The following is a 12,492-nucleotide window of genomic DNA, read 5'->3' on the forward strand; positions in this document are numbered from 1 at the left end:
TTTCGGTCAAGAAGGCTTCCCTTCTTTAAATCCATCGATCCAGCTAATCTCAAGGTACCACATATACGTATCACCGGCCGGCACTTCAGCTGCTGCCTGACGATCCATGGCATACGAGAGATCATCGAGCAGCCCCGTCGCAGGCTCCAGCGCAAGATGGTACTGTCCCTGATAGCCTCCGTAGTTCGCCCAAATCGCTAGATAAGGCACCTGCTCTTTAGGAAACAGCATACAGAGTCCTTCCTCCGCAACCGGATCATAAATGGAAGCTTGCCCATCCGGCAGCTCGCCTGCAAAATAAAACTTCTCCGCCGATGCTTCTAGCCTGCTCTCGGTTCGATTCAAGCGGATATGGGGCTTTTCATCCCATGGCTGCGGCCATTTCCGAATATCGCCGAATTCTCCCAATCGACCGTTCGCCGAGTACGATACGATGATCTCCCTCAGCTCGTGAGGAACGATAATCTCTGCGCCTTCATCGATCTGAAACAACGGATGTGCTGCCCACAGGAAAGAAAATGGGAACGGACTCGAATTATGAACGGCATAATCGATCCGCAGGGTATCTTCACGAGGGAAGGAGTAGGTTTTGCGCAGCTGATAAGGAATTCGAATTCCCTGCACGCTGCAGTGAAGCTGTTTTTCCTCGCTGTGCGCCTTCCATGGAATGGACCATACCTCGCCATGATCGGGAAGCACTGTTCCTTTCCATGGATAAACTGGATACCGGCAAGGATTAATCGTAGGAAACATCTCATCCCAGCCGCTGCCGTCCCGCTTTCCGAAGGAGCTTGCATACCCGTTCGTTTCCAAAGCTCCAGCAGGCTGCACCAGCCATTCCCTGCCAGTCTTTCGATTGCGAAGCGAGATGACCCTGCTTCCGAGTTCAGGCACCAGGACCATCTCCATCACCTCCGTGCACCCTGTCCAAACCTCATATCCATCCAGCATCCCTTTACTCCAGATCATCATCGTCATCTCCTCCGTTGTAGTCAACGCAACACACAGAATGCACAAATGCTCAAGGACCGTTCATAACGGCCCTTGAGAATAAAAAGTCAATCTTTTACATCAACGTCTTGCAAAGCGACAAATGCAACGCAGCTCCTTGATGGTGAGACTCCAGCTGCAGCACCTCGCGGAACAGGTTCTCCGCGGACTGCCGGTCACCGAGTCCAAGATGCCCAAGCCCCATCATGTAGCGGCAATGAATTTCGTTTCTTCGGTCCAGATCTTCATCAAACACCAGGAAGTCCGGCAGCGAGACGGCAAAGTAATCGATGCTCTGAGGCTCGAATATATGCTTCTCCCCGTAATCGATCAGCTTGTTAAACCGGCTGCGGGCTTCATTCTCTCGGCCCAGTCTCCGCAGCGCAGCCCCTTGATAAAAAATCATGTGCGGCGGCTGATCGTTGTAATACATCGCGCTGGTTGGCTCATCCAGCCCTTCCGAAGCTTTCAGGAAGTACGCCTCCGCCTCTTCGGACCGGCCAAGCCCGTCGTATGCGCAGCCCAGGTAATAATCGATGTTATTCTCCTGCGCTCCCGTGAGTTTCCCTTCATTGATGTTGAGCGGGTATTGCTTGGCAGCAAGGAGCTGCTCTACGGCATCCTCGCAGCGATGCTCCTGAAGCAGCTGCTTCGCCAGCTCCACCCGGGCCAATACGTACTGGGCCGGTACCTTACCCTCGCCGCCTTCCCAAGGGTGAAAGTTCCGTTTCAGAATCAAGGCCAATGCCTTCTCATAACGATTCAGCGTATTGTGCAGCGTCATATATTCCAGATATAAATCATCTCGCTGCTCGACCAGCTCCATGTGCTCCTCCATCGCTTTCAAGCGATCGGCCGGAGCATGACCGAGCTTTTTATACAGCTGGTCCAGCTCGTAGAAGACCCTGGCGTCCGCCGGATTCAGCGAGAAGGCTTTTTGCAGGGATACCGATGCTTTGTCGTGGTTCTGCCTCTTGTTATAGAAAGCGAGCGCCAGATTCCGGTGCGGCGTAGCGAAGCTGTCGTCCAGAGCGACCGAAGCTTCCCAGCTGCTTGTGGCTTCATCGTAGCGCTTCTTGTCGTACAGCAGATTCCCCAAGTAGTACAAAGCCTTCGCATCCTGAGGGTGTACGGCGAGCGCCTGCTTCAGCGTCGCGTAATCATGCAGGGAATTCGGGAAACAGTACGACGGATCGGCCGCTGAGGCCAATCGGTAATAAGCAGCTGCCTCTTCCGCTCGGTTCATCTTCATTAAATAACTGCCCTGATAGTAATAAACCATCGGATATACGGCAGGCCCTGTAAGGCGTTCGATGCGCTGCAGCACATCCAAAGCGTCGGCATATTGGCCTGCTTCCGCATAGTCCTGAGCCAAGGCGATATAATTGTGCGGACCATCGCGCAGGAGCTGGGCAAGCGATTCATAAGCCCGCCGGCTTTTAACCTCTTGCTTCTGTTCTTGATATACGGTTACCAGCTCGTTCATCGCGCCCGCATCCATGGGATCCAGCTTGAGCGTTTCCTCAAGCCATGACTCCGCATCCGCCAAGCGTCCCAGCTTTCTTAAGACGAAACTCTTGAGATGCCGCGCCTTATAATTACGGTACTGGGCAGCCAGGGATCGTTCGATCAGCTCGAACGCTTCCTCATATTCCAGCTTCTCGCAGGCAATCTGGGCTAAAGCGAGATAACCGGCCCCTTGCCAAGCCCCCGACCAGACCGACTTGTACAGATAAGCGTACGCTTCATCCAAACGCCCCTGCCATTTCAAAGCTTTGCCCAAATGATAGAACGGTTCGCTGTCATAGGGCCGGGCGTTGTGGCGGGTCAAGGTTACAATGGCTTTTCTAAAATAAACCTCACTCTGCGTAAAGCACCCTCTGCGCAGCAGGAGCAAACCATAGGCATTGTTCAGCCTGACGTCTCCCGCATCGCGCCGAAGACCTTCGATATAATAGGCTTCCGGTTCATAGGTTGCGTGCCTGTACTGTTCCAAATGCTGCCCTGCCAAGAACAGCGCTTCGGTATTCTTCAGGTCCTCCGGCTTGCCAATCGCCGTGGCCGGGTCTGGCGTCCGCTCCAAGGTACGCGGCTTGGGCTGGTAAGCGACCAGCTCTCTGCCGTCCTCAGCGAATACCGCGATTCTCATATCTTCTTCTCTGACACCAGGGTCCAGTTCGATCACGGACTGGAAGGTATCGGCCGGGGACAGCTTGACCTTCCGTTCCAAAAAGGTACGTCCCGCTCCCGTCACCAGGATTCGAGCCCCTTCCCTAACTGAGGTTGCATAGGCATGGACAACGGCCTTATGGTTGTGAACTTCGAGATTTACGGCGGCGTCAATGGACGCGTTCTTCACCAGCCCGATGTCTTTATAGGGCATGAAGTACTGCTTGAAGCTTTTCTCCTCATACGGCGCCAGCCAGGTGAAATCGGGCTGGTTATCGGTATACACGCCGGTCATAAGCTCGATGTACGGGCCGTCTTCGTCGGTCAAGTTGCGATCCCAGGCCTGGCCGAATTCGCCGTGACCCCATGTCCACTGTTTTTTGCCGGGAGATATATGTTTATTGGCCACATGCAGAATCCCCGCTTTCAAGCCATGGTCATAACCACCCACGAAATCGTAATCCGAATGATAGGCCATATAGGATGTCGGAACGGGAATGTTGCGGTACATGGAAATATCGACGCCCGCCGAATAGTCCTGCTTATAATACGTGCCGGTTGCGATCGGAAATTTGGACACGTCCCGTTTCCCATGATCGAACACCGCGTGAACATCCGGCGGAAATACGGACTGGGTATGATCGTTGACCGCTACGGCCGGATTCGCCCACCACAGAAAAGTCTGCGGCTCCGAGGTCCGATTGTACATCTGTGCGTGAATTTCAAGATACGCCTTGCCTGGATACAGCGTGAAGCCGGTAGACACCTTCGTGCCGTACATCCGGTCGATCTCGCCGACCCATACCGTCTTGCTGCCATCCGGGTGATCCGTTAAGCTCCACTCCACCTCGCCAAAGGTGTTCGGCCGGTGATGCTGCGGCCAGTTAAACTCGATTCCCCCGGAGATCCAAGGTCCCGCGAGGCCAACCAAAGCCGGCTTGATCACTTGATTGTGGTATACAAAATCATAGTTGTTGGTTTTATCGATGGCCCGGTAGATGCGGCCGCCAATCTGCGGCATGATCTGAATCTGCACGTAATCATTTTCAAGGAAAATGATCCGGTAGGGTTTTACTACTTTCTCATCATAAATTTTATCGATGACCGGCAGCGGATAGACACGCCCCGAGCTCCCCTGATACACCCGTTTCTCCAAAAACATCGGGTTCAGATCCGGCTTCCCCACTTCATACGTGGGAATCTCCACAGTCTCTTCCCGTACGCTCACATGCAGCTGTTTTGTCATGATTCGTCATCCCTCCATTAATATCAGCGTTGGCTGCTTCATGTCTCTATTTTATAAGCCCGCCTGCACGCAAGCCATTGACGATATCATGTTCATGATGGATTATATTCTGATTATTTCGTTTTCCATCAGGTTGACAAGACTGCCGCCCCGATACATAGTAAAGCTATGGATACCATACGAAAACCAGACGGATTTGCGTCTCAGAAAATCATTGTCCTCCCGGATCATATTATGAAAGAGGCGGCCCGGCATCCGCTTGTGGAACCGCTGCACGTAACCGACATCGGGTACTTTCCGCGTGCGCTTCATCACTACCGGGAACGCCCGGAGGGCAGCGGCGCGTACATCTTAATCTACTGCGTGGAGGGGGAAGGCTGGTACCGATTGAACGGCGGCAAAACCTATTCTCTGCTCAAGGGGCAGGCAGTCGTCATCCCGCCGGATACGCCGCATGAATATGCATCATTGGAGTTTCATCCCTGGAGTATTTACTGGTGGCATATGAAGGGGACGCATGCAGGTTTATTGTTCGATGGCTTTACCGACGCAGCCGAACCCGCCGTCGTTCCGGTCGAACAATCAAGGAGCATCGTGGAGCTGTTTCAGGAAAGTTACGAGCTGCTGCAAAAAGGGTATACGCTGAACCACATTATCCATGTCTCGCAGCTCGCCAGCCACCTGGCGGCCGTGATCCGCCTCGCCCGGCTCCAACCGCAGCGGGGGCTGCATCAGCACAACAAACATGATATGGAGCAGACACTTCTGTTCATGACCGAGCATCTGGAGGGCAATGTGAGCCTGAAGGAGCTGGCGGCCTACGCCAATCTGTCCATTCCGCACTTCACCTTCCGGTTCAAGGAAGCGACGGGCTACTCCCCCATCGATTACTATCTGCGGCTCAAAATCCAGCGAGCCTGCCAGTATCTGGACCTGACCGGCCAGAGCGTCAAGGAGATCAGCCACCGTCTCGGCTTCCAAGATCCCTACTACTTCTCGCGGTTGTTCAAAAAAATCATGGGAAAATCCCCTTCCGAATACCGAGATACCCGGAAGGGGTAGATCCTTCCTCATTGTCTCTAAGCAGCAGTGCGTTTCCGTAACGTCGCTGCTGATTCTTTTTTGGCGTCGTTTCCTCGGAGACCATGGCCCTGCACTTTCTCCTGTACTCGCTCCTTAATCATTCAATAATGAAAGAATTTGTGCATCTGTCGCCTACAGGCCTGATTTTCATCAGGATACAATGGGAGCTATCAATAGGCGAGAGGTGATTAATCATGAATGCACAAACGGCACAGTCGGCGGGCAAGGTCGAACTGGACAAGGACGTGAAAGCGATTGCCAAAACATTCAAAGGCCGCTGGAACGCTCCGTTAGCTGGCTACCTGTTCATTGCTCCCTGGCTGCTGGGTTTTCTCATTTTGCAGCTGTGGCCCATTATCCAGTCCTTCTATCTATCCTTCACCGAGTATTCGCTGCTGGAGCCGGCCCGCTGGATCGGACTCAAGAACTACCAGGATATCGCTCACGACCGGCTCTTCTTCAATTCGCTGAAGGTGACATTTCTGTATGTGATCGCTTCCGTGCCGCTGAAACTGCTGGTCGCACTTGCAATAGCCCTGTTGCTGAACCGGAAGATCCGGGGGATATCCTTCTACCGGACGATCATTTACCTGCCGTCCCTGATCGGCGGAAGCTTGGCGGTGGCCGTGCTATGGCGCAATATTTTTGGCCTGAACGGCTTCATTAATCAACTCGCGATATGGGTCGGTATCGCCCCCAAAAACTGGATCGGCACCCCCTCCACCGCCCTCGGCACCCTGGTGCTGCTGACAGCCTGGCAGTTCGGTTCATCGATGATTATTTTCCTTGCCGGTCTTAAACAAATCCCAAGCGAGTTGTATGAGGCTGCCTCCGTAGACGGGGCCTCTCCGCTCCGCAAGTTCATCCGGATTACCTTGCCCATGTTATCCCCGGTCATCCTGTTTAATCTGATCATGGGCATCATCAACGCATTCCAAATGTTCACTTCGGCTTTTGTTGTCACGAACGGAGGACCTGTTAACTCAACCGAGATGTTTGCTCTGTTCCTGTACAATAAAGCCTTCGGTTCGCTGCAGATGGGTTACGCCTCGGCCTTGGCCTGGATATTGCTCGTGATCATCGGCATCGCCACGGCGCTTAATTTCGTCGCGTCCAAGTACTGGGTCTTCTATGAAACTGAAACGGAGGGTCGCAAATGACAGGTGCTCATAATAAACGAAACTGGCTGGTCCACGTGCTGATGATCGCGTTCTGTTTTGTGATGTTTTATCCCGTGCTTTGGTGGATCGGCGCCTCCTTCAAATCGACGCCGGAAATCAGTCTGCCCACCCTGTTCCCTAAAGTATGGTTGTGGCAAAATTATACGGAAGGCTGGATGGCTCTGCCCAAGTATACATTTACACGCTTCTTTATGAACAGCCTCAAGCTCAACGTGGCGACCACGATCATTCACGTCATTTCAGCCAGCCTGGTAGCTTTCGGCTTCGCTAGACTGTCCTTTCCGCTGAAGGGGTTATGGTTTTCCATCCTATTGATGACCCTGATGCTTCCGGGCCAAGTCACGCTCATCCCGCAGTATACAATGTTCCATTCCTTCGACTGGATCAATACGTATCTGCCGCTGATCGTTCCGTCAGCCATGGGCGGAGCTTTCTTTATTTTCCTGATTGTCCAGTTCATCCGCGGCATTCCGCGAGAGCTCGACGAGTCGGCAAAAATCGACGGCTGCACCTGGTTCGGCATTTATCTGCGCATCATCATGCCGCTGACCCTGCCGGCACTCATCACGGTTACGATTTTCTCGTTTATTTGGGGCTGGGACGAATACTTTGGGCCTCTGATTTATCTGAATACCGTGGACAAGTATACAGTCCCGCTCGCGCTCAGGATGTTCATCGACTCCCAGTCGGCCGTTCCGTGGGGGCAACTGCTTGCCGTATCCCTGCTCTCCGTTCTGCCGCCGGTGGTCATTTTCTTTCTGGCGCAAAAGCATTTCGTGGAAGGGATCGCCACATCCGGGCTGAAAGGTTAAGTTTCAGAGCGGTAAACGGATACTGTGCCGCATTATTTCCAGCTCTTCTTCAGGTAACGGTCAAGCCGGACAATCGCGATCATCCGGCTTCCGCCATCATGGGCATCGAGGCAGCATCGCGAGATGAAGTGTCCTCATGGCTTCCAAAGGAAGGGGAAAACGCATGAATCCGTTTCGCACGTTCCGCATCGATTACGTTTTTTTCTTCAGCTTTGCCGGTTTTATCGCGGTCCTCATCACGATTATGATGATTGTCAGCTATCGGTTTTCGGCTGATGAGCAGGCGGACAGCGCCTCCAAGTACCAGCAGGCGGTGCTGCAGCAGCTCAACAAACAGCTTACAGACCAGATGAGCGCTGTGGAGCAAACCTCGCTAGCCGTGTCCATCAACTCTCCTCTGGTCAACTATGTAACGATGAAAGGAGATTATTATGAACGCAAGACGGCCAGGGACGAGCTGAACCGGGATTATTTGGCGCCGATGCTGAACAGCTCGCGCTCGATGTTTTCCTTTCAGATTTATATGAGTGATCCGCTTCAGGTCGACCCCAACGCCAACATTCAATACCTCCCGCTCGCCTCGGCCAGCCGGGAGAGCTGGTATCCGGCCATCGACAAATCCGATTTTCTCTGGATCGGCCAGCGTGAGGTCGGTTCGCCGCAGGGGAAGCAGCAGGTAATCAGCTTTGTCCGTAAAATCACCACGCTGGACGGCGTGAATCGGGGAATTCTGATCATCAATGTCCGGGTTAAATTTCTGCGGGAAATTCTGACGGAAGACAACTCCTCGGCCAGCCGGCTGCTGCTCGACTCCGGCGGCCGGATGATCATGCACACCCGGATTGCTCCGCCGCCCGGGGAAATCAATGCCATCCTGGAGAGGGTCAGCGGGGATACTGGCCATGCGCATCAGCTGCTGGATGCTGCCGGCTCGCTGCCGGAGAAGAACATGCTTACCGTATGGTCCCGGACGTCCCCGGGCAGCTGGATGCTGGTGGAGCTTACGCCCTGGAAGGAAATCACCAGCGGGAGTGTCCGCCTGGCCTGGACAATGGCCATTGTGGGAGCTGCCACCATTCTGCTGTCCTTGTTCTTCACGTTGTACCTTTCCCGGAATTTCACGCGGCCGATCCGGAAGCTGGTTCAGCTGATGCAGGCGTTCAATCCCGGGAAGCGCGGGCAGCCGCTGCCGACGGCATACCGCAACGAATTCGGCAGCTTGTTCAGCGGCTACCGCAAGCTCACCGAGCGGATCGAAACGCTGTATCAGTCGCTGGAGCAGCAGTATAAAGCGCAGCGCGAAGCGGAGATTAAGGCGCTTCAAGCGATGATTAACCCTCATTTTCTCTACAACACCCTGGATCAGCTGAACTGGATGGCGCTTGAAGCCGGCCAGGAGAAGATCAGCCGCGTGCTCGAGCTGATGGGGCAGATGTTCCGCATCGGGCTGTCGGGCGGCGAATCCATGATATCGATTCAGGAAGAGCTTTTGCACGTTGATTGCTATCTGAAAATCCAACAATTCAAGTGGGGCGAAGGATTGGAATGGCACATCGATTGCCCGAAAGATTTACAGCATCTGATGATTCCGAAGCTGACCCTGCAGCCCTTTGTAGAAAATGCCATTATGCATGGTTTTCATGGCAGACGTCAGGGCCGGATCCATCTGACTTGTGCGGAAGAAAACCGAGGCATCCGGATTTGGATTCGGGACGACGGCATCGGGCTTCGTGAAGACTGGAAAACGCGGAAACGCCATCCGACGGGCGGATACGGCATCCGCAACGTGACGGAGCGCATACAGGTTTATTTCGGCCCGCCCTTTGGCGTTTCGCTTCGCAATCGCACCGATGCGCCAGGCACCGAAGCGGAGATCTATTGGCCCAAGCTGAATCCGCAGCGCAATCACGAAGGGGGAAGAATACATGTGGACCATCGCAATCGTGGATGACGACCGGCAAGTGCTCGGCGGCATGTCCCGGCTGATCCCTTGGGAGCAGCTCGGCGTACGCCCCGTAGGGGAAGCCATGGATGGCGAAGAAGGACTGAGGCTGATTGAAGCAAGCCAGCCCGACATCGTCATCACGGATATTTATATGCCGGTCATGAACGGTCTCGACATGATCGAACAGCTCCGTAAGCAGCAGTACAACGGCAAAATCATCATTTTGAGCGGGTACTCGGATTTTGACTACGCTCGTAAAGCGCTGCGGCTTCAGGTCGACGATTATTTACCCAAGCCAGCCTCACCGACCACGATCCGCGAGGTCTTGCAGCGCGTCACCCGCGAGCTTGCGGAGCACCAGGCGCTCAAAAACAGAGAACGGGAGCTTCAAAACCAACTCATGGAGTATGAGCCGTATCTGGAAAGGGAATGGGTCAAATCCGTCCTCACCGGAGGGACATCCTCCCCGCTGACGGATCACTCCCGCATGCTGGAGCGCCTCGGCTGGAAGAATGCCCAATTCATGATGCTGGCCTTGGAAATCAAGCGGCAGGGACGCATGGAAGGCATCTCCGTCCGGGACTGGCACCTGTTCCGTTTCGCCGTTGGCAACACGGTGGAGGAGCTGGCCGGGCAGGACGGGCTTCGCAGCTATTTCCTGGAGCTGCATAGTCACCACATGGCACTGCTGCTGTATAAACCCCTCTCCTGGCCGACGGAAGCGTTCCGCTCGGAAGTTCTGGCGCTGGCAGGGCGAATCATTTCGTCCGTGCATCGATTCCTCAAGGTCAAGCTTCACATCGGCGCCGGTCTTCGCAAGGACGACTGGCTTGCTATCTCCGACTCCACCGAAGAGGCGTTTCAAGCACTCGCCGAGCGGCGCGAACCGGATGTCGCCCATCCCTGTGTCTACTTATATAACGAAGGCGGCTTCCGGCATTCAGCCCCCCGGAACGTGCGGCCGGTGCGGTTTTTCCAGGAGATGACCGACGCCGTGCGGACCTTCGACGAGCCCAGGGCACTGCTGGCACTGGACGACTTCTTCCGCAAGGACAGCGGGGCGGCTCAGCTCCAGCCCGACGAGCTTACCGCCATCGGAACGCAGTTGTTCGCCATTCTCTCCTATACGTTGTACGAGTCCGGCATCCGGCTCGACGATGAGCTATCTCTTACGGACTTGACCAAAGAACTGGGGCAATTGGAAGATGCACAGCAGTGGAAGGCATGGGTAGCCGAAAAAGTGAACCGAATCTGTTCTCGGTACACGCCGAACGAAAACCTCAAGCATAAAGAAACGGTCGATTATATCATCCAATACATTCATGAGCATTACGCCGAGAACATCCATCTTCAGGATGTGGCCGATCAGGTCTATATCTCCAAAAACTATCTCAGCACCTTATTCCGTCAGTTTACAGGTGAAACCTTTGGCGATTATCTAACCAGGGTGCGAATGGAAAAAGCGAAGAGCATGGTTCTCGAGAAAAAACTGCTGATCGCCGAAATCGCCGAGCGGGTCGGTTATCGGAATGTTCCGTACTTTACCACCCTGTTCAAAAAGCATACCGGGCGCAGCCCCACCGAGTTCCACAAAGCCTAAACGGACGGTTCCGTTTATTCCTGGCGCCTGAGCACCTCCATCTTCATTCGATCATCGTAAAATACTGAAATGATTTGTTGATTTGTCCCCTACAAGAAGGACCCTGGACTTGGTACGGTAAAGGAAGAAGATCAGTTACTTAAGGGAGGTTCATCCTATGAGAAAATCATGGCACCGTCTCGCCGCCGGCGCTGCGGCCGTGTTGTCGCTGTCCCTGGTTCTTTCCGCTTGCAGCGGGATCAAGAAAGAAGAAACCGGATCCGCGGAGTCGGGAGACAGCAAGTCCATCACGCTCCGGATCATGTGGTGGGGTTCTCAGGCCCGGCATGACGCAACTTTGAAAGCGCTTGATTTGTACTCTAAAAACCATCCTGGCATCACATTCGAACCGGAGTATCAGTCGTTCGACGGGTATCAGGACAAGCTGTCGACCCAGTCCGCGGGGAAAAACACGCCGGATATTTTCCAAATGGATGCCGCCTGGTTCAACGATTGGGCGTCCAGCGGACGTCTGGAGGACCTTTCCTCCATTCCGACGGACAATATCGATAAAGCGCTGCTCGAGACAGGCACCTACGAAGACAAACTGTATGCGATGCCGCTCGGCAACAACGCCTGGGGCATGGTGTACAACAAGACGATGATGGACAGCCTCGGCATTCAGCCGCCAAAGACATGGGACGAGTTTTTTGCTATGGCCCGCGACCTCAAGCCGAGGCTGGCCAAGGACCAATACCTCACGCGGGACCTGACCGCGGATGGCGCGTTCTACATGTCGTATCAGCTGGGTATGGGCAAAGGCTTCTCCATGAGCAAGGACGGAAAATTCCATTATGACGAGGCAACCTGGAAGGATTGGATGAACAAATGGGCGGAGCTGCGCAAGGACCAACTCGTGACGCCGCCTGACGTGACCGTATCGGATAAAGGGCAGGACGCGCAAATGGACCTGCTCATCCAGGAAAAAATTCTGCTTCGGGGCGCGCACGCCGCGGAATTCGGCGGAACGGATGCCTTAAAACCCGGCGTGATGGCGTTAACGACCCAGCCGAGGGGGATGCAGGCGAGCGGCTGGCTGAAAGCCTCCATGTACTGGAGCGTCAGCCCCAACAGCAAATATATAGAGGAGTCGAAGAAGTTCATCGACTGGTTCGTCAACAGCGAGGAAGCAGGAGAAATTTTGGGCACATCGCGGGGGATTCCGGTTAACAAAACCATAGCCGATGCGCTCCAACCCAAATTTACGGACGTCGATAAAAGTTCCCTCGGCCTGATCAACGAGGTCTCCAAGGACGGAGCCGCGTTTGACCCCGGCCCAGGGAATAAGGGCGGCTGGGCCAACTTCACGAAGGAATACGACAACATCACGCAGTCGATCATGTTCGGTAAAATCAGCGTCGACGAGGGCTGGGACCAGATTGTCAAATTGAGCAAAAGCCTGGAGTAATCCATGCCGTTAAGCCTGT

At 54.3% G+C, this 12,492-nt stretch carries 8 protein-coding genes; 6 read left to right on the forward strand and 2 right to left on the reverse strand.

Annotation, left to right across the window (positions count from 1 at the left end; all coding sequences use genetic code 11):
• Nucleotides 1-6: 6 nt before the first annotated feature.
• Together MHH48_RS24175 and MHH48_RS24180 are read right to left on the reverse strand one after the other, a co-directional pair.
• Entirely contained in the window at nucleotides 7-972 is a 966-nt protein-coding gene (locus MHH48_RS24175; protein WP_306024477.1) for a hypothetical protein, read from the reverse strand.
• A 94-nt stretch (nucleotides 973-1,066) separates the two neighbouring features.
• Complete coding sequence (locus MHH48_RS24180) at nucleotides 1,067-4,405, reverse strand: DUF5107 domain-containing protein (protein WP_076325164.1); 3,339 nt, start codon at nucleotides 4,403-4,405, stop codon at nucleotides 1,067-1,069.
• A 168-nt stretch (nucleotides 4,406-4,573) separates the two neighbouring features.
• Between MHH48_RS24180 and MHH48_RS24185 the strand changes: the two genes are divergently transcribed.
• The 6 genes from MHH48_RS24185 to MHH48_RS24210 all read left to right on the forward strand — a co-directional run bounded on the left by MHH48_RS24185 (nucleotide 4,574) and on the right by MHH48_RS24210 (nucleotide 12,473).
• Complete coding sequence (locus MHH48_RS24185) at nucleotides 4,574-5,467, forward strand: AraC family transcriptional regulator (RefSeq protein ID WP_076325165.1); 894 nt, start codon at nucleotides 4,574-4,576, stop codon at nucleotides 5,465-5,467.
• A gap of 215 nt (nucleotides 5,468-5,682) precedes the next feature.
• Nucleotides 5,683-6,648 (forward strand): sugar ABC transporter permease, encoded by a 966-nt coding sequence (locus tag MHH48_RS24190; protein WP_076325166.1) that lies wholly within the window; start codon nucleotides 5,683-5,685, stop codon nucleotides 6,646-6,648.
• The gene (locus tag MHH48_RS24195; RefSeq protein ID WP_076325167.1) at nucleotides 6,645-7,481 is read left to right on the forward strand and encodes a carbohydrate ABC transporter permease; all 837 of its coding nucleotides are present in this window, start codon (nucleotides 6,645-6,647) and stop codon (nucleotides 7,479-7,481) included. Before MHH48_RS24190 ends, MHH48_RS24195 begins: the two co-directional genes overlap by 4 nt.
• 163 nt (nucleotides 7,482-7,644) lie before the next feature.
• Nucleotides 7,645-9,432: a sensor histidine kinase gene (locus tag MHH48_RS24200; RefSeq protein WP_076325168.1), complete on the forward strand. Its 1,788-nt coding sequence runs from the start codon at nucleotides 7,645-7,647 to the stop codon at nucleotides 9,430-9,432.
• Nucleotides 9,407-11,026: a response regulator transcription factor gene (locus MHH48_RS24205; protein ID WP_076325169.1), complete on the forward strand. Its 1,620-nt coding sequence runs from the start codon at nucleotides 9,407-9,409 to the stop codon at nucleotides 11,024-11,026. Before MHH48_RS24200 ends, MHH48_RS24205 begins: the two co-directional genes overlap by 26 nt.
• A 157-nt stretch (nucleotides 11,027-11,183) precedes the next feature.
• Nucleotides 11,184-12,473 (forward strand): extracellular solute-binding protein, encoded by a 1,290-nt coding sequence (locus MHH48_RS24210; protein WP_076325170.1) that lies wholly within the window; start codon nucleotides 11,184-11,186, stop codon nucleotides 12,471-12,473.
• Nucleotides 12,474-12,492 lie beyond the last annotated feature (19 nt).

The organism is Paenibacillus sp. FSL F4-0100, assembly GCF_037993005.1.
Classification (GTDB): Bacteria; Bacillota; Bacilli; order Paenibacillales; family Paenibacillaceae; genus Paenibacillus_AQ.